Origin of the sequence: Serratia sp. 4542, from assembly GCF_016805595.1 — a bacterium.
Classification (GTDB): domain Bacteria; phylum Pseudomonadota; class Gammaproteobacteria; order Enterobacterales; family Enterobacteriaceae; genus Serratia; species Serratia nevei.
Genome location: NZ_RXKV01000011.1, coordinates 1 through 22,336, shown reverse-complemented (window position 1 = coordinate 22,336; position 22,336 = coordinate 1). Strand labels below are relative to the sequence as shown.

The window sequence follows — 22,336 nt, the reverse complement described above, 5'->3', positions numbered from 1 at the left end:
GCTTAAGAAGCTCTTAAGATCGGCGTGTTTTAATCCTTATCACTGAGCAAGCAACCCGATATCAGCGGGATGTGATTTTCGATAACGATAAGGAAGCGCAACATGAAAAAACTGACTCTGGCCGCTCTGATCGCGCTGTGCAGCGCACCGGTACTGGCGCAACAAGGCGGGTTCCTCGATCCGGCCGCGCCGCAGGCCCAAACGCAAACCACCGCACAAGGCGGTTTCTCCGGCCCCAGCGCGGCGCTGACCACCGTGGACAAGGTGAAATCGATGAGCGACGACACCTGGGTGATGCTGCAGGGCAACATCGAGCAGCGCATCGGCGACGAAACCTATACCTTCCGCGACGCCACCGGCACCCTGACGGTCGATATCGACCGCAAACGCTGGAACGGCCAAACCGTTACGCCGAAAGACAAGGTGCAGTTGGAAGGCAAAGTGGATAAAGACTGGAGCAGCGTCGAAGTGGACGTGAAAACCGTCAAAAAGCTGCCGTAATGCACTGCGGCGGGCGGTGCAACGCCGCCGCCCGCCGCTCGATCAATATTCCTGATCTTCGATCAGCCGCTTGCCCAGGCTGGTGATGCCCTGAATCTCGTAGCCGAGCTTCTCGTACATCTCGACCACCGTGTCGTTGTCTTCGCGCACCATAATCTGGATCTTCGGGCAGCCGCGGGCGATCAACTTCTTCTCCAGACGATTGATCAACGCATTGGCGATGCCGCGCCCGCGATAGTCGGGATGCACCCCGAGGTAATACGCCGAGCCGCGGTGGCCGTCATAACCGCCCATCACCGAACCGACCACTTCGCCGCCGACTTCCGCCACCAGGAACAGCTCCGGATCGTGGTTCAGCTTGCGCTCGATGTCCATTTCCGGATCGTTCCAGGGCCGCAGCAAATCGCAGCGCTCCCACAGGGTAATGACCTCTTCAAAGTCGTCTTGTCGAAATACGCGAATTTCCATCGATGTTGGCCGCTGTTAATTAAGGTGTTTATCTGATTATCGCGTGATTATTCACTTACGCAATATCAAACTGCGATTTACCGCGCTATTTGCCCAGAAATCGCCGGTAACAGGCGTAATAAATGGAAATAGTTATCGGGTCGATTAATGATTATCAATACGATATAACGTCGCAAAATAGAAACGTCGATGGAGCGTTGCGTAATGAAAAAGCAGGGTAAACAATTCCTCAATTTTAAGCCGCTTGCCGTTTCCCCGACGCGACGCCAACTTTTGCTTTCCGGCCTGGCGGTAGCGCTGTTCGGCGTGAAAAACCGCAGCGCCAGGGCGGAAGGCCTGCTGCGCAATCAGCACAGCAAACCGGCGGCGAAACCGGCCGGCGGCAAAAAGCTGGTGATGATCGATCCCGGCCACGGCGGCATCGACTCCGGCGCGGTCGGCCACGAAGGCTCGCAGGAAAAACACATCGTGCTGGAAATCGCCAACCACGTGCGCCGTTTTCTGCATGAGCATGATCACGTCGAGGCGCGCCTGACGCGCGAAGAAGACGAATTCATTCCGCTGTTCCAGCGGGTGGAGATCGCCCACCAGCACCAGGCCGACCTGTTCATTTCGATTCACGCCGACGGCTTTACCAGCCCATCGGCCTCCGGCGCTTCGGTGTTCGCCCTGTCCAACCGCGGCGCCAGCAGCGCCATGGCGCGCTACCTGTCCAACCGTGAAAACGCCGCCGACGACGTGGCGGGCGGCAAATACAAGGATCAGGACAACTACCTGCAGCAGGTGCTGTTCGATCTGGTGCAAACCGACACCATCAACAACAGCCTGACGCTCGGCCGCCACGTGCTCGGCCAGATCCGCCCGGTCCACCACCTGCACAGCGACAGCACCGAACAGGCGGCATTCGCGGTGTTAAAATCCCCGTCCATTCCCTCGGTGCTGGTGGAAACCTCGTTCATCACCAACCCGAACGAAGAGCGGCTGCTGGGCACCACCGCGTTTCGCGAGAAAATAGCCCGCGCCATCGCGGACGGCATCGTCAACTTCTTCGACTACTTCGACGCCCACCAGCGCAAACCCCGCTGATGCCGCGGGCGGCGAATAAGAGTATACTCAGCGCCTTGTTCAGCCAGACGCTATAAAGACCCCGCATGAGTTTACCTAACATCGCTGAAGTAAAATCCTTCCTGCTGGCGCTGCAGGATCATATCTGCGCGCAGCTCGCCCAGGCCGACGGCGGCGCCGTGTTCACCGAAGACCAATGGACGCGTGAAGAAGGCGGCGGTGGCCGCAGCCGCGTGCTGACCAACGGCGCGGTGTTTGAACAGGCGGGGGTCAACTTCTCGCACGTCTCCGGCGCCACCCTGCCGGCCTCGGCCACCGCGCACCGTCCGGAACTGGCCGGGCGCAGCTTCCAGGCGATGGGCGTCTCGTTGGTTATCCATCCGCTCAGCCCTTATGTGCCCACCAGCCACGCCAACGTGCGTTTCTTCATCGCCGAAAAGCCGGGCGAAGCGCCGGTGTGGTGGTTCGGCGGCGGCTTTGATCTGACGCCGTTCTACGGCTTCGAAGAGGATGCCGTGCACTGGCACCGCACCGCGGCCGAACTGTGTGCGCCGTTCGGCGACGAGGTCTACCCGAAATACAAGCAATGGTGCGACGATTACTTCTTCATCAAGCATCGCAACGAAGCACGCGGCATCGGCGGCCTGTTCTACGACGATCTGAACACCCCGGACTTCGACCACTGCTTCGCTTTCACCCGCGCGGTGGGCCAGGGCTTCCTCGACGCCTATCTGCCGATCGTCGAAAAACGCAAGGCCTTGAGCTGGGGCGAGCGCGAGCGCCAGTTCCAGCTGTACCGTCGCGGCCGCTACGTGGAGTTCAACCTGGTGTGGGATCGCGGCACGCTGTTCGGGCTGCAAACCGGCGGGCGCACCGAGTCCATTCTGATGTCGATGCCGCCGCTGGTGCGTTGGGAATATAACTACCAGCCGGAAGGCGACAGCCCGGAAGCGGCGCTGGCGCGCGATTTCCTGCCGGTGCGCGACTGGCTGCAGGAGCCGAAATGATGCAGATTTGGGTCGATGCGGACGCCTGTCCGAACGTGATCAAAGAGGTGCTGTTCCGCGCCGCCGATCGTACCGCCATCACCGTGACGCTGGTGGCGAACCAGCCATTGCGCACACCGCCGTCGAAGTACATTCGTTCATTGCAAGTCGCGGCCGGCTTCGACGTGGCCGACAACGAGATCGTGCGCCGCTGCGAAGCGGGCGATCTGGTGATCACCGCCGATATCCCGCTGGCGGCGGAGGTGATAGAGAAAGGCGCGGTGGCGCTGAACCCGCGCGGCGAACGCTATACGCCGGACACCATCCGCGAGCGCCTCAACATGCGCGATTTTATGGATACCCTGCGCGCCAGCGGCATTCAGACCGGCGGCCCGAACGCCCTGAACCAGCGCGACCGCCAACAGTTCGCCAACGAGCTGGACAAATGGCTGCTGCAGGCGAAACGGGCGCAGTGACTGCGCCCTGCTCCGCTGCGGTTTAGAAGCGCACCTCCCCGCCGAAGATATAGGTGCGTCCACGGGCAGTGTTGGTCGGCGTCTCATACTGCGACTGCGACGGCAGCGAGTTCATCTTGTTCAGCGCGTCCGAGTAGTCTTTGTCCATCAGGTTTTGCACGCTGAGCTTCAACAGCAGATTGCGATTCACCTGATAGGTGCCGTACAGATCGATAATGGTCGGAATATGCGGCGCCGGCTCTTTCAGCAACTGCTCATTCTCATCGTAATCAGAGTCCGGCGACAGGCGCACCGATTTGCCGGTGTATTTCACTACCCCGCCCAGCGTCAGTTTCTCGTCCAGCAAGCGTACCCCGCTGTCCAGCGTGAAGTAGAATTCCGGCAGTTCGCTGACATCGCCCGCGCCGAACACGTTGCTAGCCTGGTTGGTCGGCTGGGAGGTATGCTCCTTGCTTAACGACAGCTTGGTGAAGGCGAAACCGGCGTCGTACAGCGCTTCGAGCTCCACCCCGCGCATTTTGACCGGTTCGGGGGCGTTACTGTACATGGTCATGCTTACGTTGACGTCCGCGTTATCCCACTCTTCCTGCGTCGTCTGCGAGCGGTTGCACTTCTGGCGGTTTTTACACACCAGGTAGGTTTGGCTGGATATGTAGTTTTTGATTCTGGTTTCGAAATAGACCGCTTTCAGCTGGAAACTGTCCTGCTTGAACAACAGATCGTGGGCATTGGCATTGAAACCGCCCTGCCAGGTCTCCGCTTTTTCGCCCTTCAGGAACGGGTTCATCGACTGGCCGCCGCTGTTGGCGAAGAACACCTCCTGGATATTCGGCCCGCGCATCGACTTGCTGTAGCTGACGAACGGTTGCAGCCACGGCGTTACCTGCGCCGACAGCATGACCGACGGGTTGAAGCCGTGTTCGTTGCGGTTGATATTGCCGGCGCCCTGCGGGAAGCACTCCACGCGCTCGTCACAGGCTGGCTTATAGCCGGAGAGGCGATAGGCGGTGTAGTTCAGATCGAAATTCCCCTGCCAGATGCCGTAGTTGGCCTGCAACCCGCTATACAGGCTGGAAATATCTTGCTTGCCCGACATTCCCACCGGCATGCTTTCCGCCTGATTGTCATCCGTCACCAAACCGGAGGCCTTTTTCTTATACTCGTTGCGCACCAGTTTACCGCCGTAGCTGAAGGCGAAATCGACATCCTGCAGGCTGAAACGGCTGGTGTTGTTGATATCCAGCGCATCAGAGATGTTTTTCGCCGTGCTGTCGCTAAAGCCCGCCATGTTGTTGGACATGAATTTCTGCTCACCCCGGCTGGTGCTGGCGGTCAGGTTGAAATCGATCAGTTCCGAGAACGGCGCGTAGTGATACTTAAGGTAAAAATCGTCGCTGTCGATGTGGCGGCGGGTGATTTTATTCTGGTAGCTGCGCGCCGACAGTTCGATGCTGTTAAAGGCATCCGGCTTGATGTCCACCTTGAACAGCTGGGATTTCGGGTTCTGGCGGTAGGTTTTATCGACGTTGAACACCTCGCTGTCGAAACCGGCGCCGTTTTTGTAGTTGGAGGTGATGGAACTGCCGCTGATCGCCGCCATCGCCCCCAGGCTGCCGCCGTCGGCAAAGGCGGCGGTTTTGGCGCCCACGGCGATCATGCCGCTGCGGCCGATGCCGTTATTTCCCACCGAGAATTTGGTGCGCACGCCGAACGGGTTATCGGAAAACACCACGTCGTCCACGCCGATAGTGCGGAAGTTGGCGCTGCCCGCCAGGGCGTTCACCCCAGCGGAGCCGGTGGCATTGCCGCGCGCCACGTCGACGCCGACGATAAAGTTAGGATCGATCAGCGCCCCGAACTGGCTGGTGGGCAATCCCCCGTGCGCTGCGTCGCTCGGCGAGTTGCCGTAGTAGTTTTGCGTGATGCCGTCGACCATGGTGTTGACCCGGCCAAAGCCGCTCAGGCCGCGAATATTGACGCTGACCGATCCCTGGCCGGGATCGATCTGGGTATAGGTGCCCGGCATGCTGCGCAGAATGCTGTCCACCGACTCCAGATTCTTGTTTTCATCGCGCGAGCTGAACGCGCCCGGCCTCGCCAACGCGTCTTTTTCGCTGCTTTTGCCGCTGTCGGCGGCCGAGACGTTGAGCGGGCTGAACGCCACGCTGCCTTTATTATTTTCCGCCTGTTCCTGCGCGGCCGCAGCCGGCCCGTACAGCGCCAGTCCCGCGCCGATCAGGCTCGCTATCATTTTGATTTTCATATATCCCCAGAAATAGCCAATAAGGTTTGATGGCCGACAATGCCCAGCAAAAAGCCCGCCGAAAGCGCGGTAAAAGTTGTTATTGTTTTATTGCGCCGCAGCGTGCCGCGGCGCTGAAGGTTATTTCTGCGCCTGCCGATCCGCCGCCAGAATAAAGGCGTACTCCAGCGCGCCGTTTTCCAGCCGCGCCAGGCGGCCCGACTTGCCGCCGTGGCCGGCGGTCATGTCGGTGGAGAGCAGCAGCAGCGAATCGCCCTGCTTGAAGCGCCGCAGCTTCGCCACCCATTTGGCTGGCTCCCAATACTGCACCTGGGAGTCGTACAAGCCGCTGGTAACCAGCAGGTTCGGGTAACGCTGCTTGCGCACGTTGTCGTACGGGCTGTAGGACTTCATCAGCGCATAGGCGGCCGGCTGGTGCGGGTTGCCCCACTCCTCGTATTCCCCGGTGGTCAGCGGAATGCTGTCGTCCAGCATGGTGGTCACCACGTCGACGAACGGCACCTGCGCCACCACCGCGTTGTACAGCTGCGGCGCCTGATTGATCACCGCCCCCATCAGCAAGCCGCCGGCGCTGCCGCCCATGGCGTAGATGCGCCCCGGCTGGCCGTAGCCGTCTTTGATCAGCGCCTGGGTGGCATCGATGAAGTCGTTGAAGCTGTTCGGTTTATGCGTCAGCTTGCCCTGTTTGTACCAGCTCTGCCCCAGCTCGCCGCCGCCGCGCACGTGGATCAGCGCATAGACGAAGCCGCGATCCAGCAGGCTGATGCGGTTGGCGCTGAACGCCGGATCCATGCTCATGCCGTAAGCGCCGTAGCCGTACACCAGCAGCGGGTTATGCCCGTTTTTGAACAGCGATGTGCGGTACACCAGCGAGACCGGCACCTTCACGCCGTCGCGCGCCGTGACCCAGATGCGCTCGCTGTGATACAGGCTCGGATCGACGCCTTTCACCTCCTGCTGCTTCAGCAGGGTGCGCTCGCCCTTGTTCAAATCCCATTCATAGGTGCGGGTCGGCGTGGTCATCGCCGAATAGCCGTAGCGCAACCGATCGCTGTCCGGCTCGGGGTTATAGCCCAGCCAGGCCATGTAGCTGGCGTCATCGAACGGGATGGCGCGCTCGGTTTTGCCGTCCCAGCTGATTTGCCGCAGCTGCACCAGCCCGTTGGCGCGCTCCTGCACCACCAGCCAGTCGCGGAACAGGCTGAAGCTCTCCACCTCGTGCTGCGCCTGCGGCGCGATCAGCGTCTGCCAGGGTTTGCCCGCCGCCGCCGTGCGGTACAGGCCAAAGTTCGGATCCTGATGGTTAGAACGCAGGTAGAACTCGCCGCGGTAGTGATCGAGGTAATACTCGCGGCCGTTCTGCCGGGCGGCGAACAGCTGCGGCTCGCGCTGCGGCTGGTTGGCGTCGATCAGGCGCACCTCGGAGGTGGTGTTACCGCTGATGGTCAGAATCAGGTAATCGCGCGAGGACGAGCGGCCGAGGCTGAGGTAGAACGCCGGATCGTTTTCCTGGTACACCAGCTTATCTTCCGCCGTCGGCGTACCGTACTGATGGCGATAAACCTGGTATGGCAACAGCGTTTGCGGGTGGTTGCGCACGTAGAACAGGGTTTGGTTGTCGTTGGCCCACACCATGTTGCCGGAGGTGTTTTCCAGCGTTTCCGGCGACCAGCGTTCGCTGCCTATCTCACGCAGGGAGATGCGGTATTGGCGGCGGCCCTGCAGATCTTCGGCCACCGCCAGCCGGCGGTTGTCCTGGCTGACGTCCATCGCCCCCAGGCGATAGTAGGCGTGGCCGGCCGCGCGCTGATTGGCGTCCAGCAAGGTTTGCCACGGCGCGTCGGCGGTGAGCGCCTGGCGCTGATACAGCGCGAAATCTTTACCGGCGGCGTAGCTTTCCTGATAGCGATAGCCGTTGAGCTGATACGGCACCGAACGATCATCAGGGTTCATGCGGCCCAGCATCTCCTGATACAGCGTGGCGCGCAGCTTCTGGTACGGCGCCATCATCTGCTCGGTGTAGCGGTTCTCCGCCTTCAGGTAGTCCAGCACCTTCGGCTCTTTTCGGCTGTCGTCGCGCAGCCAGTAGTAATCGTCGGTGCGCGTCTCGCCGTGCGCCGTCAGCGCTTTCGGCGCGCGTTCCGCCAACGGCGGCTGCGGTTGCGCCAGCGCGGCGCCGGCGATGCCTAAAGAAAGCCAGAGCGCGGCCGCGATGCGACGGCGCGGGGTGAATAACAGCGGATTCATAATCCCTCACGAAGTTTGAAGAGGCGCACGACGGCGATGCGGCGCCTGCGGGCATTAACGGCGGGCATTCAGCTCCGCCAGATTGAAATCGATCGGCATCGTCACCTTGACGGCTCCCTGCTGCAGCATCTCCGGCGGCGGCGGCGGCAACGGCTGGGCGCGTGACACCACCGCCACCGCTTCCCGATCCAGCGACGCGGTGCCGGAACGCACCTGCAGCATGACGTTCGAGACCCGCCCCTGCGCGTCGACGCTGAAGCTGACCTGCGGCATGCCGCTGCGCCGGCGGCTGCGGGCATCCAAAGGGTAATCCTTGATGCGGTTCAGTTTGCCTTTCACCAGGCTCTCCCACGACAGTTTGGCCTGCGCGTTGCTGTTGGCGTCGCTGTTGATCGGTGCGGCGGTCTGATGGGAAAGCGTCTGCGCCTGCGGCGCGGCGGCGCTGGACGCGGCGGCATTGCGCGTCTCTTTGGCCTGTTCCTGCGGCTTCGGCTGCGATTTTTGCGGGGGGCGGTGTTCGGCGCGCTTCTTCTGCGCCGTCACGATTTTCGCATTCTCGGCGCGCGCCAACTTGGGCAGATCCGGCTGTTGCTGCTGCTCCGCAGGCTGCGCCGCGGCGGATTCCGCCTGCTGCACGCCCAGCGGCAGCGGCTTGCTTTCCGGCGCTTCAATCTGCGCCGCCCAGCTCATCATCACCGCCGGCGGTGGCAGTACCACCGGCTCCAGCGCCGTCTGCGGCCAGTAAAACAGCAGCACCAACGCCGCGTGCGCCGCCAGGGCGAGCAGCAGGCCGCGCGCCCAGCGCGGCTGCGGCAGTTCAAAGGCCGGGAGGGAGTAAGACTGACTTAACATAGGGGCATTAGCTTGCTTAATTGCGAATGATTGCAGATCACATTTACTAATGATAATCATTTGCAACTATAATTAACACCCCTTTTCACTGTCTTAACGTATTCATTTCACTGATGGTGTGATCCACAGGTAGTCTGCGGTGTTCGCATCGACCTGTACGCCCGGCTCCGCCAACATCAGCACCGTCGGCGCCGCCGCCGGTTGCAGATCCCGCACGTGCAGCGGCACCCCCACCGATTTGGCGGCGTGATAGCCACCGGCGATCAGCAGCGCGGGCGTCGGCGCCGCCAGCAGACGTTCCGCCATGCGCCGGTCGCGCTGCTGCTGGATCGCCAACATCGCCTGCAGCTGGTCGGCCTCAATCTGGCCGCCGTGCGAAGTGCGGATGGTCTCTTCCAGCGCCTTGCGCACCGCCGGCTGCGCCGATAGCTGCCCCGCCGGGAACTGTGGCTGCTGATAGAACGCCGTAATCTCGCTGCGATCCAGGTTGGCCGACCACAGCGGGTAAGGCGCACGCATCGCCGCCATCGTCACCCCGCCATACAGCTCCCACTTCCAGCCCGGCTGCCAGGCGATCAGCTCCGCTACGCGGCCGTCACGCACCGTGGGATCGCTCTGCAACCACTGCTTGACCTTGTCGACCTGCGCCTGTTGGTTCGGGTTGATCATCTCCATCAGCACGCTGCCCTGCGGCCGCCGCAGCGGCAGCTGCTGCACCAGCCATTGCTCAATCTGATGGTGGTAAGGATTATCATGCTTCTCCCCCAGGATCACCCGCGGCTGCTGCGCCAGTCGCGTCAACAGCTGCTCAGGCGTCAGGGTCGCGCCGCTGTGCAGATCGGTGATGCTCCCCAAACTCGCGACGTCGTTGGCCGGCGCCTTCACCGGCGCCTGGCTGCAGGCGCCGAGCGCCAACGCCGCCAATAAAATCAGGTATCTCATCATGTTGCCCCATTATCGAAAATGGCGACATTATAGATAATAATTATCATTTTCATATAGATTCGACTTAACGATTTTTTTACGCGCCGATCGCCGGCTGCGCATTGCGTTGAAAAAGCATTGCGGGTATAACCAATAGCCATTCAGATATTTAGACGTCTATACGGATAGATTATTATGCAACCATCGGCACCCGCCGCAGGACAGTTCAAACGCAGCATGAAGGCCCGACACCTGGTGATGCTGTCGCTGGGCGGCGTGATCGGCACCGGACTGTTTTTCAACACCGGCTACATCATCTCCACCACCGGGGCGCTCGGCACGCTGCTGGCCTACCTGATCGGTGCGCTGGTGGTGTATCTGGTGATGCTGTGCCTGGGCGAGCTGTCGGTGGCGATGCCGGAAACCGGCGCTTTTCACGTCTATGCTTCGCGCTATCTGGGGCCGGCTACCGGCTATGCCGTCGCCTGGCTGTATTGGCTCACCTGGACGGTGGCGCTCGGCTCCAGCCTGACCGCCGCCGGATTCTGCATGCAGTACTGGTTCCCGCAGTCGCCGGTGTGGCTGTGGTGCCTGATCTTCTGCGCGGCCATTTTCCTGCTCAACGTGGTGACCACCCGCTTTTTCGCCGAAAGCGAATTCTGGTTTTCGCTGATCAAAGTGGTGACCATTCTGGCGTTTATCATTCTGGGCGGCGCCGCCATGTTCGGCCTGCTGCCGATGAAAGACGGCACGCCGGCGCCGTTCCTGCATAACCTGACCGCTTCCGGCTGGCTGCCGCACGGCACGCTGCCGATCCTGATGACCATGGTGGCGGTGAACTTCGCCTTCTCCGGCACGGAGCTGATCGGCATCGCCGCCGGTGAAACCGAGAACCCGGAAAAAGTCGTGCCGCTGGCGATCCGCACTACGGTGATCCGCCTGATGCTATTCTTTATCGGCACGGTCTTCGTGCTGGCGGCGTTGATCCCGATGGATCAGGCGGGGATCGTCAAAAGCCCGTTTGTGCTGGTGTTTGAACGCATCGGCGTGCCTTACGCCGCCGATATCTTCAACTTCGTGATCCTGACCGCCATCCTGTCGGCGGCCAACTCCGGCCTGTACGCCTCGGGGCGCATGCTGTGGTCGCTGGCCCACCAGCGCACCCTGCCGGCCTACTTTGCGCGCGTCAATACACGCGGCATTCCGATCAACGCCCTGACCTTCAGCATGCTCGGTGGCGTGCTGGCGCTGCTGACCAGCGTGATCGCGCCGGACACGGTGTTCGTCGCCCTGTCGGCGATCTCCGGTTTTGCGGTGGTGGCGGTGTGGCTGAGCATCTGCGCGGCCCACTTTGCTTTCCGCCGCGCCTACCTGCGCAGCGGCCAGCCGATAAGCGGCCTGAAATACCGCGCGCCCGGCTACCCGCTGACGCCGATCCTCGGCTTTGCGCTGTGCCTGCTGGCCTGCATCGGGCTGGCGTTCGATCCGGAGCAGCGCATTGCGCTCTACTGCGGGCTACCGTTCGTCGCCCTGTGCTACCTCACCTATTTCCTGACCCGGCGCGCCGGGCAAAAAACCGCTTTGGGAGAACAACATGTCGGTTAATAACCCCGTCGCCCGCCTGCTGGCCGAACACCCCACGCTGATCCTGGACGGCGCGCTGGCCACCGAGCTGGAAGCGCGCGGCTGCGATCTGACCGATCCGCTGTGGTCGGCCAAGGTGCTGATTGAAAATCCCGAGCTTATCTATCAGGTGCATCTCGATTATTTCAACGCCGGCGCCCACTGCGCCATCACCGCCAGCTATCAGGCCACGCCGCAGGGCTTCTTGCGCCGCGGCCTGGATCAGGAGCAATCGCTGGCGCTGATCGCCAAAAGCGTGCAGCTGGCGCAACGCGCGCGCCGCGATTATCTGGCCGCGCACCCGCAGGCCGCACCGCTGCTGATCGCCGGTTCGGTGGGCCCGTACGGCGCCTATCTGGCCGACGGCTCGGAATACCGCGGCGACTACCGGCTGGCGCAGGATGACATGATCGCCTTCCACCGCCCGCGCCTCGCCGCACTGGCCGCCGCCGGCGTCGATCTGCTGGCCTGCGAAACGCTGCCGTCGTTCGCCGAACTGCAGGCGCTGCTGACGCTGCTGCAGGAATTCCCGATGCTCGGCGCCTGGTTCGCCTTCACCCTGCGCGACAGCCAACACCTCAGCGACGGCACGCCGCTGCCGGAGGTCCTGTCCGCGCTGCGCGGCAACCCGCAGGTGCTGGCCATCGGCATCAACTGCATCGCGCTGGACAAGGTCGCCCCGGCGCTGAGCCAGCTGGGCGCGCTGGCCGACAAACCGCTGCTGGTTTACCCGAACTCCGGCGAGCACTACGATGCGGTGAGCAAAACCTGGCACGCCTGCGGCGGCGAGCACGGCAGCCTGGCCGATCAGGTGACGGAGTGGCGCACGCTCGGCGCGCAATTGATCGGCGGCTGTTGCCGCACCACCCCGCAGGATATCCGCGCCATCGCCGCACGCTGCAAGGCATAAAAAAGCCCCCGGCGCCAACGGCGCAGGGGGCCAGTCACTCAACCCGGGCTTACAGTGGTTCGGTCTGGGCTTCCACCACCGCCAGCGCCACCATGTTGACGATGCGGCGCACCGAGGCGATCGGCGTCAGGATGTGCACCGGCTTGGCGACCCCCATCAGCACCGGCCCGACGGTCACCCCTTCCGAGCAGGAGACGCGCAGCAGGTTGTAGCTGATGCGCGCCGCTTCCATGTTCGGCATGATCAGCAGGTTGGCCGAGCCTTTCAGCGGGCTGTCCGGCATCAGATCGTGACGGATGCTTTCCACCAATGCGGCGTCACCGTGCATTTCGCCGTCGATCTCCAGCTCCGGCGCCAGCTCGTTCACCAGCTCCAGCGTTTTGCGCATCTTGCGCGCCGCCGGGCAGTCGGAAGAGCCGAAGCTGGAGTGAGACAGCAGCGCCACCTTCGGCTCGATGCCGAAGCGGCGCACGGTTTCCGCCGCCATCAGGGTGATCTCCGCCAGCTGCTCCGGCGTCGGATCGTCGTTGACGTAGGTGTCGGCGATAAAGGTGTTGCCGCTCGGCAGCAGCAGCGCGTTCATCGCGCCGGCGACGTGCGCGCCTTCACGGAAGCCGAACACGTTCTTCACCACGTCGTAATGCTCGTGATAGCTGCCGATGGTGCCGCAGATCATCGCATCCGCTTCGCCGCGGTGCAGCATGATGGCGGCGATCAGCGTCGGGTTACCGATCACCGCACGGCGCGCCTGTTCCTGCGAGACGCCGCGACGCTTCATAATCTGGTAGTACTCGCCCCAGTATTCGTTAAAGCGCGGATCCGACTCGTTGTTTACCACTTCGAAATCTTTGCCCGGCGTCAGCTGCAGGCCCAGCTTTTTCAGGCGCATCTCGATCACGCTCGGGCGGCCGACCAGGATCGGGAAGGCCAACCCCTGCGACACCAGCTCCTGCGTGGCGTGCAGAACGCGCTCTTCCTCGCCTTCCGCCAGCACCACCCGCTTCACCTCTTTGCGCGCCTGCGAGAAGATCGGCTTCATGAACAGGTTGGTTTTGTAGACGAACTCCGCCAGCTTCTCGACGTAGGCGTCGAAGTCTTCGATCGGGCGCGTCGCCACGCCGGACTCCATCGCCGCCTTGGCTACCGCCGGCGCAATCTTGACGATCAGGCGCGGATCGAACGGTTTCGGAATGATGTATTCCGGCCCGAAGGAGAGATCCTGGTCGTCATAGGCGGAAGCCACCACGTCGCTCTGCTCCGCCAGCGCCAGATCGGCGATGGCATGCACGCAGGCCAGCTTCATCTCTTCGTTGATGGTGGTGGCGCCCACGTCCAGCGCGCCGCGGAAAATGAACGGGAAGCACAGGACGTTGTTCACCTGGTTCGGGTAATCGGAGCGGCCGGTGCAGATGATGGCGTCCGGGCGCACCGCTTTGGCCAGCGGCGGTAAAATTTCCGGTTCCGGGTTGGCCAGCGCCATGATCAGCGGATCGCGCGCCATGGTTTTCACCATATCCTGCGTCAGAACGCCCGGGCCGGAGCAGCCGAGGAAGATGTCGGCATTCGGGATGGCGTCGCCCAGCGTGCGCTGGCCGTTATCCTCGATGGCGTAGGCGGCTTTGGTCTGCTCCATATTGGCGTCGCGGCCTTTATAGATGACGCCCTTGGAGTCACAAACGGTGATGTTCTGTTGCCGCAGCCCCAGCGCCACCAGCAGGTTCAGGCAGGCGATGGAGGCCGCGCCGGCGCCGGACACCACCAGGCGTACGTCGGAGATATTCTTCTTCACCACGCGCAGGCCGTTGAGCACCGCCGCAGTGGTGATGATCGCCGTGCCGTGCTGGTCGTCGTGGAACACCGGGATCTTCATGCGCTCGCGCAGTTTCTGTTCGATGTAGAAACACTCCGGCGCCTTAATGTCTTCCAGGTTGATGCCGCCGAAGGTCGGTTCCAGCGCGGCGATAATGTCGATTAACTTGTCAGGGTTATGCTCATCCACTTCGATATCAAACACATCAATACCGGAAAACTTCTTGAACAAAACGCCCTTGCCTTCCATCACCGGCTTACCGGCCAACGCGCCGATATTGCCCAGACCCAGTACCGCCGTGCCGTTGGAAATCACCGCCACCAGGTTGCCGCGCGCGGTGTATTTGTAGGCCGCCAGCGGATCTTCGGCGATCTCGAGGCAAGGCGCGGCGACGCCCGGCGAATAGGCCAGCGCCAGATCGCGCTGGGTCGCCAACGGTTTGGTGGGGGAAACCTGGATCTTCCCTGGGACAGGAAACTGATGGAAATCAAGGGCACTCTGTTTGAGCTGTTCGTCCATTATGGATTCCTTTGTTTTTTGCTTTTATGTTGAGGTAAGGCTTTGAGGCTGCGCCCTGCCGTGGGCCGTGGCGCCCAAGTACAATGACAGGGCGCAGCCTTGAAGTATAGTGAGAGAAACATCACAAACTTTGAAGCGGGCCATAACCTTGGCCGAAAGACCGTTTTAAAAGTAAAAAAAGAAGGTCTGCGGGACGCGCACAGAAACGCCGCCGTCAGCGTGGCGGCAGCGTGGTGCGCCAGGCGTTGAGCGTCTCCACCTGGCCGGCGCAAATGTGTAACGAGGTTTGTAACGCCAGGGTATAGCTTACCGCGTCGCCCCAGGTCTCCCCTTGCAGCTGCGGTTGCTCACAGGGCGCGAATACCGACTCAGGGGGCAACAGCGGCACGGCCTGCGGCGCCGGCGGCCGGGCGCAGGAGCTCAAGCACAGCGCCAGGCAGAGGCTGAGCGGCGCAGGGATCGTTTTTAATCGCTTCACGGTATTTCCTCTGATAGGCCTCGTGTTGTTGGCGCAGCTGCCGTTCCTGCCGCTGCTGCGCCGCCATCAGCGCACGGTTTTGCGCATCCTGGGTCTGCAGGGTGGCGATCAGCCCGGCCTGCTGCGCCAGGCTTCTCTGCAGCTCTGCCGCCTGTTGCCGCGCAGACGCCAACTGGTGCGACAGCAGCGAGCTGTAGCCGCCGAGGCAGATGGCCGCCAGCAACAGCAGCAGCAACCCGCCCTGCATCAGTTTTTGCAGCCAGCCACTCATGCCGGGTAATCCCGGAACGCCAGCTGGAAATGCGGGCCATCCTTGAGGGTTTTCCACTCGCCGCCCCATTCGACGTTAACCCCGCATTCACGCGCCGCGCGCCGCACCGCCACCGCAATCTGCGCGTAGTAATCCCACTCCCAGGAGACCACGCCCGCCGGCATCGCCACCACGTCCACCGCGTGGCCGGTCAAATGGCGGCTGCGTAATGTCTGGCTGCTGCCGGCGCGCACCATTTCCCGCTGGCGCGCCATGCTGCGCAGCCCCTCACTGACGGAGAACGGCACCAGCGAATAACGCAGCGCCAAACGAATAACGCGCACCAGATCCGGGTGTACGCCGCGCAGGTTCTCTTCGCTGCGGGCGGTAAAACGAATATCTTCGATGTCATTTAACATTTTTAAACCCCGTTTTTTTGCCAATGAATTTCTTAATTAAGGCATTGATGTAATCCGCCCCCATAAAGCCAATCAGCACGCTGGCTAAATTCGCCCACTTTAATTCCAGGCCCATCAGCGCCAGCGCATCGCGCACCGTCCAGGCCAATAACGCGCACATCGCCGCATTCAATAAACGCCGCCGAATACCCACGTTGCGATAGGCGCCGTGCAATAACGCCATTACGCCGGCCAAAATGGCGTTTAATACCGGCTGAAGATATTCACATACTCGCTGGACTATTAAGCCAACAGCGTCAGGCTCTATGCTGGACATAGCTCATCTCCTTTTTTATTTTTAATTAAATGCCAATCACGGCCGGTGGGACATCGGATAATCAGAATCTAGTTAAGGATGCTATGACAAAGCAAATGAATAAATACAGACCCTATGGTCGAATTCATTCATGCTGAGCGCTGGCACAACGCATAACCGCCAATGTGTACGGCAGTGAATAAAAATTCATTGTTATCGTGATTTATTTCGACTTTTGTTTTCATCAAAAATAAACATTAATGGCTACGGGAAATAGTTCCCCATCATAAAAACATCCACTCTGGAGAAATATCATGTCCACACGCAAAGCCGTTATTGGGTATTATTTTATTCCAACCAACCAAATCAATAATTACACCGAGTCCGATACGTCCGTCGTGCCGTTCCCGGTTTCCAACATCACGCCGGCCAAAGCCAAACAGCTGACGCACATCAACTTCTCGTTCCTGGACATCAACAGCAATCTGGAATGCGCCTGGGATCCGGCCACCAACGACGCCAAGGCGCGTGATGTGGTCAATCGCCTGACCGCGCTCAAAGCGCACAACCCCAGCCTGCGCATCATGTTCTCCATCGGCGGCTGGTACTACTCCAACGATCTGGGCGTGTCGCACGCCAACTACGTCAACGCGGTGAAAACCCCGGCGTCGCGCACCAAGTTTGCCCAATCCTGCGTGCGCATCATGAAAGATTACGGCTTCGACGGCGTGGACATCGACTGGGAGTACCCGCAGGCCTCAGAAGTGGAGGGTTTCATCGCCGCGCTGCAAGAGATCCGCACCCTGCTGAATCAGCAAACCGTCGCCGACGGCCGCCAGGCGCTGCCGTATCAGTTGACCATCGCCGGCGCCGGCGGCGCCTTCTTCCTGTCGCGCTATTACAGCAAGCTGGCGCAGATCGTCGCGCCGCTCGATTACATCAACCTGATGACCTACGATCTGGCCGGCCCCTGGGAGAAGATCACCAACCACCAGGCGGCGCTGTTCGGCGACGCGGCCGGGCCGACCTTCTACAACGCGCTGCGCGAAGCCAATCTGGGCTGGAGCTGGGAAGAGCTGACCCGCGCCTTCCCCAGCCCGTTCAGCCTGACGGTCGACGCCGCGGTGCAGCAACACCTGATGATGGAAGGCGTGCCGAGCGCCAAGATCGTGATGGGCGTCCCCTTCTACGGCCGCGCCTTCAAAGGCGTCAGCGGCAGCAACGGCGGCCAGTACAGCAGCCACAGCACGCCGGGCGAAGATCCGTATCCGAGCACCGACTACTGGCTGGTGGGCTGCGAAGAGTGCGTGCGCGACAAAGATCCGCGCATCGCCTCCTATCGCCAGCTGGAGCAGATGCTGCAGGGCAACTACGGCTATCAGCGGTTGTGGAACGACAAGACCAAAACCCCTTACCTGTATCATGCGCAGAACGGGCTGTTCGTCACCTATGACGATGCCGAAAGCTTCAAATACAAAGCGAAGTACATCAAGCAGCAGCAGCTGGGCGGCGTGATGTTCTGGCATCTGGGGCAGGACAACCGCAACGGCGATCTGCTGGCCGCGCTGGATCGCTATTTCAACGCCGCGGACTACGACGACAGCCAGCTGGATATGGGCACCGGCCTGCGCTACACCGGCGTCGGCCCCGGCAACCTGCCGATCATGACCGCACCGGCCTACGTGCCGGGCACCATTTACGCGCAGGGCGCGCTGGTGTCCTATCAGGGTTACGTCTGGCAGACCAAGTGGGGCTATATCACCTCGGCGCCCGGCTCCGACAGCGCCTGGCTGAAGGTAGGCCGCGTGGCGTAAGCCATAAAAAAACCCCGTAGCCGAACGCTGCGGGGTTTTCATTGAGTTAACCGTTTGATTTTCGCGTCCCTTCGTCTCTATTCCTTCAGTTGTGGCACCAAGGATAGCCGCCATCCCGCACCACTTCCCGACCCATCAGGCTGTAAACATCGCTTTTGCGCGTCAGCCGCTCATGCCACCAGCTAAACCCGGCGCCCTTGCTGGCCGGATGCCACGCCAGCCAAATCATTTCGTCGCCCTTTTGCATCTCCACCGGCACCGTCACCAGTTCGCCGCTGGCCAATTCCTTTTCGATCAGCGCAGGCGGCAGAAAAGCGTGGCCGATGCCGCGTTTGAGCAGCGCCAGGTTGCTTTCCACGTCGCACACCACCAGCTGGCGCTGCAGAGGCAGCGTGCCGTGATTGCGTTTTGGCAGCTCATGGCTGCTGTCGGCGATCACCACCACGATGTCGTTCAAGCGCTGCTTCTTGCACACCGGCTTTCTCTGCGCCGCGAACGGGTGCGAAGGCGACACACACAGCACGAAGTTGAGCTTGCCGAGCATCAGGGTTTTGGCCTGTACGCTGTCGGGAATTTGGCCGATGGCGATGATCAGGTCCGCCCGGTTGTTCTTCAGCGCATCCCAGGTGCCGTTCAGCGCTTCCCGCTGCACCGAGATATTGGCGTTCGGGCAATGCTGAATATAGTCGCGGATATCCTGCGTCAGAGTCTCCAGCGGGAAGAAGGTGTCCACCGCCAGGCGGATATTATTGTCCAGCTTGGGGATGTTTCTTACCCGACTTTCCAAATCCTGCACCGCATTTAATATCCAGCTGCCCTCCTGCAGGAGAAATTCCCCTTCATCCGTCAGGGTAATCATGGGGCCATTGCGATGAAAAAGTTTCACGCAGAGTTTGCTTTCAATATTGGAAACCCGATAAGAGATCGCCGAAGGCGTTTTATGCAGCGCCTCCGCCGCCATAGAGAAAGAGCCGGTGCTCTTGATGGTGCTGATTATTTTAATCGCGTCCAGGGATAATCTAGTCATACAAATTCCTCTTTAAAATAAAATAAGAAAAATGACACTAAATTCCCGAGGTGGTGGCGCACAAAAATCGATCAAGTCGAACAAGGTTACTCAAGGCAACAAGCAATATACTTCATAAATGAGAGCGCTATCTTAAATACTATTCATCACTACATGATATAAATTTCATCATAGCGCCGTGATTTTACACTGTGACAGTTAAATAAATTCAGCCTAACGATCAAAGATCGTCATCATAATAATTTTCGTTAATAGCCGCTAAAACATTCCGCTCTGCTGCACAACCAGAATGATAAAAATAAAACAAGCCGACAAACAGGGTTATTTCTAATTGCGTTATTAGCCTCTCATTTTGTCGGTGAAATACGCTCAACTTACAACATAATTTCAATCAGGAGTGACTTATGAACAAAACTTCCCGTACCCTGCTTTCTCTGAGCCTGCTGAGCGCGGCCATGTTCGGCGTTTCGCAACAGGCGAATGCCCACGGTTACGTCGAATCGCCGGCCAGCCGTGCCTATCAGTGCAAACTGCAGCTCAACACCCAGTGCGGCAGCGTGCAGTATGAACCGCAGAGCGTCGAAGGCCTGAAAGGCTTCCCGCAGGCCGGCCCGGCTGACGGCCATATCGCCAGCGCCGACAAGTCCACCTTCTTCGAACTGGATCAGCAAACGCCGACGCGCTGGAACAAGCTCAACCTGAAAACCGGCCCAAACTCCTTTACCTGGAAGCTGACCGCGCGTCACAGCACCACCAGCTGGCGCTATTTCATCACCAAGCCGAACTGGGACGCTTCCCAGCCGCTGACCCGCGCCTCCTTTGACCTGACGCCGTTCTGCCAGTTCAACGACGGCGGCGCCATCCCTGCCGCACAGGTGACCCACCAGTGCAATATACCGGCAGACCGCAGCGGCTCGCACGTGATCCTTGCCGTGTGGGATATAGCCGACACCGCCAACGCCTTCTACCAGGCGATCGATGTCAACCTGAGCAAATAATCGGCCAAATGAGACGATCTTTGAGGGTTCAGCCTGGCGCTGAACCCTTCTTTTTTGGCTCTTGCGCTACCGCCCCCTTCGCCTGCCACCGCCGCAAGCCGCGCCCCGCCTGGGTTTATTCGGCATTCATTGTTATTATCCATCGCAACAATCAGAAAAAGCGCATTTTCATTCCCGACCCGATGATGCAGTGTGTTCCCCCTATGATGAAAAAGGTTCTCATTTCCCTACGTTGAGCTTGGTCAAGGAGCTTATTAATGAATCAATTAGACGCACTCAAGCAGCTGACCACGGTGGTCGCCGACAGCGGCGATATCGAATCCATCCGCCAGTTCGAACCCCAGGACGCCACCACCAACCCTTCGCTGATCCTGAAAGCCGCCGCGCTGCCGCAGTACAAGGCGCTGATCGCCGAAGCGCTGGATTACGCCCGTCGTCAGGGCGGCAGCAAGGAAACCCAGCTGATCAACGCCAGCGATAAGCTGGCGGTCAATATCGGCGTCGAGATCCTCAAAAGCGTGCCGGGCCGCATCTCCACCGAAGTGGACGCCCGCCTGTCGTTCGATCGCGGCATGTGCGTCGCCAAAGCGCGCAAGCTGATCGCCATGTATCAGGAACAGGGCATCGACAAATCGCGCATCCTGATCAAACTGGCTTCCACCTGGGAAGGCATCAAAGCCGCCGAAGAGCTGGAAAAAGAAGGCATCAACACCAACCTGACGCTGCTGTTCTCCTTCGCCCAGGCCCGCGCCTGCGCCGAAGCCGGCGTGTATCTGATCTCGCCGTTCGTCGGCCGCATCTATGACTGGTACCAGGCCAAACAGCCTGCCGCCGACTACGATGCCGATCAGGATCCGGGCGTGAAGTCGGTGCGTACCATCTATGAATACTACAAGCGTCATCGTTACCAGACGGTGATCATGGGCGCCAGCTTCCGTAAGGTTGAGCAGATTTTGGCGCTGGCCGGCTGCGATCGCCTGACCATCGCGCCGAACCTGCTTGAACAGCTGAAAAACAGCGACCAGCCGGTCGAGCGCAAGCTGACCCCGTCTACCGAGGGCTTCCACCAACCTGCCCCGCTGGCCGAAGCGGAATTCCGCTGGCTGCACAATCAGGACGCCATGGCGGTGGAAAAACTCGCCGAAGGCATTCGCCTGTTCGCCGTCGACCAGCAGAAGCTGGAAGACATGTTGGTCGCTCAACTGTAACCGTACTGGAGTTTCGTTATGTCTTCTCGTAAAGAGCTTGCCAACGCCATCCGCGCACTCAGCATGGACGCCGTACAAAAAGCAAATTCCGGCCACCCGGGTGCCCCTATGGGCATGGCGGACATCGCCGAAGTCCTGTGGCGTGACTACCTCAACCACAACCCGACTAACCCGCACTGGGCTGACCGCGACCGTTTCGTGCTCTCCAACGGCCACGGCTCCATGTTGATTTACAGCCTCCTGCACCTCACCGGCTATGACCTGCCGATGCGCGAGCTGGAAAACTTCCGTCAGCTGCACTCCAAAACCCCAGGGCACCCGGAGTACGGCTACACCCCAGGCGTTGAAACCACCACCGGCCCGCTGGGCCAGGGCATCGCCAACGCCGTCGGCTTCGCCATCGCCGAACGCACCCTGGCGGCGCAGTTCAACCGCCCGGGCCACGACATCGTTGACCACCACACCTACGCCTTCATGGGCGACGGCTGCATGATGGAAGGCATCTCGCACGAAGTTTGCTCTCTGGCCGGCACCCTCAAGCTCGGCAAGCTGACCGCTTTCTACGATGACAACGGCATCTCCATCGACGGCCACGTCGACGGCTGGTTCACCGACGACACCGCCCTGCGTTTCGAAGCCTACGGCTGGCACGTGGTGCGCAACGTCGACGGCCACAACCCGGACGCCATCAAGGCCGCGATTGAAGAAGCCCGCAAGGTGACCGACAAGCCGTCGCTGCTGATGTGCAAGACCGTTATCGGCTTCGGCTCGCCGAACAAGGCCGGCACCCATGACGTGCACGGCGCTGCGCTGGGCGCCGCCGAAGTGGCCGCCACCCGCGAAGCGCTGGGCTGGAAATACGCCGCCTTTGAAATCCCGCAGGACATCTACGCCCAGTGGGACGCCAAAGAAGCCGGTCAGGCCAAAGAAGCGGCCTGGAACGACAAGTTCGCCGCCTACGCCAAGGCCTTCCCGGAGCAGGCTGCCGAGTTCAAGCGCCGCATGAACGGCGAGCTGCCGGCCGACTGGAAAGCCGACGCCAAGGCGTTCGTGGAAAAACTGCAGGCCAACCCGGCCAACATCGCCAGCCGCAAGGCGTCGCAGAACGCGCTGGAAGCGTTCGGCAAGGTGCTGCCGGAGTTCCTGGGCGGCTCTGCCGACCTGGCGCCGAGCAACCTGACGATGTGGTCCGGCTCGAAAGCG

General features: G+C 60.8%; 21 protein-coding genes. 10 read left to right on the top strand and 11 right to left on the bottom strand.

The window, feature by feature from the left end; translation table 11 throughout:
- Positions 1 to 102 precede the first annotated feature (102 nt).
- On the top strand, positions 103 to 501 hold the full coding sequence (locus EKL15_RS17250; protein ID WP_049198414.1) for a YgiW/YdeI family stress tolerance OB fold protein: 399 nt from the start codon (positions 103 to 105) through the stop codon (positions 499 to 501).
- Positions 502 to 543: 42 nt separating this feature from the next.
- Here EKL15_RS17250 and EKL15_RS17245 read toward each other — a convergent pair whose 3' ends face one another.
- On the bottom strand, positions 544 to 969 hold the full coding sequence (locus tag EKL15_RS17245) for a GNAT family acetyltransferase (RefSeq protein WP_004936504.1): 426 nt from the start codon (positions 967 to 969) through the stop codon (positions 544 to 546).
- 204 nt (positions 970 to 1,173) lie between these two features.
- On the opposite strand from EKL15_RS17245, the gene amiA reads away from it, so the two are divergent.
- The 3 genes from amiA (at position 1,174) to EKL15_RS17230 (ending at position 3,496) form a co-directional block, all read left to right on the top strand.
- Positions 1,174 to 2,055, top strand: coding sequence for an N-acetylmuramoyl-L-alanine amidase AmiA (gene amiA, locus EKL15_RS17240; RefSeq protein ID WP_047730137.1), 882 nt, complete (start codon positions 1,174 to 1,176; stop codon positions 2,053 to 2,055).
- A gap of 65 nt (positions 2,056 to 2,120) precedes the next feature.
- The gene (gene hemF / locus EKL15_RS17235; protein ID WP_060419818.1) at positions 2,121 to 3,041 is read left to right on the top strand and encodes an oxygen-dependent coproporphyrinogen oxidase; all 921 of its coding nucleotides are present in this window, start codon (positions 2,121 to 2,123) and stop codon (positions 3,039 to 3,041) included.
- Positions 3,041 to 3,496, top strand: a complete 456-nt coding sequence (locus EKL15_RS17230; RefSeq protein WP_004936514.1) for a YaiI/YqxD family protein — start codon at positions 3,041 to 3,043, stop codon at positions 3,494 to 3,496. The genes hemF and EKL15_RS17230 overlap by 1 nt, the downstream gene beginning before the upstream one ends.
- Before the next feature lie 22 nt (positions 3,497 to 3,518).
- On the opposite strand, the gene EKL15_RS17225 is transcribed toward EKL15_RS17230, so the two are convergent.
- The 4 genes from EKL15_RS17225 to EKL15_RS17210 all read right to left on the bottom strand — a co-directional run bounded on the left by EKL15_RS17225 (position 3,519) and on the right by EKL15_RS17210 (position 9,800).
- Positions 3,519 to 5,759, bottom strand: a complete 2,241-nt coding sequence (locus EKL15_RS17225; RefSeq protein ID WP_100396464.1) for a TonB-dependent receptor domain-containing protein — start codon at positions 5,757 to 5,759, stop codon at positions 3,519 to 3,521.
- Positions 5,760 to 5,879: 120 nt separating this feature from the next.
- Positions 5,880 to 8,006 carry a S9 family peptidase gene (locus tag EKL15_RS17220; protein WP_080435372.1) on the bottom strand — a complete coding sequence of 709 codons (2,127 nt, stop codon included), beginning with the start codon at positions 8,004 to 8,006 and terminating at the stop codon, positions 5,880 to 5,882.
- 54 nt (positions 8,007 to 8,060) lie between these two features.
- Positions 8,061 to 8,858, bottom strand: a complete 798-nt coding sequence (locus EKL15_RS17215; RefSeq protein ID WP_070914519.1) for an energy transducer TonB — start codon at positions 8,856 to 8,858, stop codon at positions 8,061 to 8,063.
- Between the two features lie 102 nt (positions 8,859 to 8,960).
- On the bottom strand, positions 8,961 to 9,800 hold the full coding sequence (locus EKL15_RS17210; RefSeq protein WP_047571061.1) for a ChaN family lipoprotein: 840 nt from the start codon (positions 9,798 to 9,800) through the stop codon (positions 8,961 to 8,963).
- Between the two features lie 177 nt (positions 9,801 to 9,977).
- Here EKL15_RS17210 and mmuP point away from each other — a divergent pair, with 177 nt between their 5' ends.
- Positions 9,978 to 11,387 (top strand): S-methylmethionine permease, encoded by a 1,410-nt coding sequence (gene mmuP / locus EKL15_RS17205; protein WP_038881254.1) that lies wholly within the window; start codon positions 9,978 to 9,980, stop codon positions 11,385 to 11,387.
- Entirely contained in the window at positions 11,377 to 12,315 is a 939-nt protein-coding gene (gene mmuM / locus EKL15_RS17200) for a homocysteine S-methyltransferase (protein WP_100396466.1), read from the top strand. The genes mmuP and mmuM overlap by 11 nt, the downstream gene beginning before the upstream one ends.
- Positions 12,316 to 12,364: 49 nt before the next feature.
- Here mmuM and maeB read toward each other — a convergent pair whose 3' ends face one another.
- From maeB to EKL15_RS17175, 5 genes are all read right to left on the bottom strand, one after another.
- A complete protein-coding gene (gene maeB, locus EKL15_RS17195; protein WP_038881248.1) occupies positions 12,365 to 14,644 on the bottom strand; it encodes an NADP-dependent oxaloacetate-decarboxylating malate dehydrogenase in 2,280 nt (759 codons plus the stop codon).
- 214 nt (positions 14,645 to 14,858) lie between these two features.
- A complete protein-coding gene (locus EKL15_RS17190) occupies positions 14,859 to 15,032 on the bottom strand; it encodes a hypothetical protein (protein ID WP_038881246.1) in 174 nt (57 codons plus the stop codon).
- Positions 15,013 to 15,393, bottom strand: coding sequence for a DUF2570 family protein (locus tag EKL15_RS17185; RefSeq protein ID WP_060439257.1), 381 nt, complete (start codon positions 15,391 to 15,393; stop codon positions 15,013 to 15,015). Before EKL15_RS17185 ends, EKL15_RS17190 begins: the two co-directional genes overlap by 20 nt.
- On the bottom strand, positions 15,390 to 15,791 hold the full coding sequence (locus EKL15_RS17180) for a M15 family metallopeptidase (RefSeq protein WP_038881240.1): 402 nt from the start codon (positions 15,789 to 15,791) through the stop codon (positions 15,390 to 15,392). Before EKL15_RS17180 ends, EKL15_RS17185 begins: the two co-directional genes overlap by 4 nt.
- Positions 15,781 to 16,107: a phage holin, lambda family gene (locus EKL15_RS17175; RefSeq protein ID WP_004936551.1), complete on the bottom strand. Its 327-nt coding sequence runs from the start codon at positions 16,105 to 16,107 to the stop codon at positions 15,781 to 15,783. Before EKL15_RS17175 ends, EKL15_RS17180 begins: the two co-directional genes overlap by 11 nt.
- Before the next feature lie 293 nt (positions 16,108 to 16,400).
- Here EKL15_RS17175 and EKL15_RS17170 point away from each other — a divergent pair, with 293 nt between their 5' ends.
- Complete coding sequence (locus EKL15_RS17170; RefSeq protein ID WP_060439255.1) at positions 16,401 to 17,900, top strand: glycosyl hydrolase family 18 protein; 1,500 nt, start codon at positions 16,401 to 16,403, stop codon at positions 17,898 to 17,900.
- A gap of 85 nt (positions 17,901 to 17,985) precedes the next feature.
- On the opposite strand, the gene EKL15_RS17165 is transcribed toward EKL15_RS17170, so the two are convergent.
- The gene (locus tag EKL15_RS17165) at positions 17,986 to 18,927 is read right to left on the bottom strand and encodes a LysR family transcriptional regulator (RefSeq protein ID WP_038881234.1); all 942 of its coding nucleotides are present in this window, start codon (positions 18,925 to 18,927) and stop codon (positions 17,986 to 17,988) included.
- 404 nt (positions 18,928 to 19,331) lie between these two features.
- Between EKL15_RS17165 and EKL15_RS17160 the strand changes: the two genes are divergently transcribed.
- From EKL15_RS17160 to EKL15_RS17150, 3 genes are all read left to right on the top strand, one after another.
- Positions 19,332 to 19,925 carry a lytic polysaccharide monooxygenase gene (locus tag EKL15_RS17160; RefSeq protein WP_100396467.1) on the top strand — a complete coding sequence of 198 codons (594 nt, stop codon included), beginning with the start codon at positions 19,332 to 19,334 and terminating at the stop codon, positions 19,923 to 19,925.
- Positions 19,926 to 20,182: 257 nt separating this feature from the next.
- Entirely contained in the window at positions 20,183 to 21,133 is a 951-nt protein-coding gene (gene tal / locus EKL15_RS17155) for a transaldolase (RefSeq protein ID WP_060419797.1), read from the top strand.
- A gap of 18 nt (positions 21,134 to 21,151) precedes the next feature.
- The coding region (locus EKL15_RS17150; protein ID WP_304621794.1) for a transketolase at positions 21,152 to 22,336 on the top strand (1,185 nt) is incomplete at its 3' end.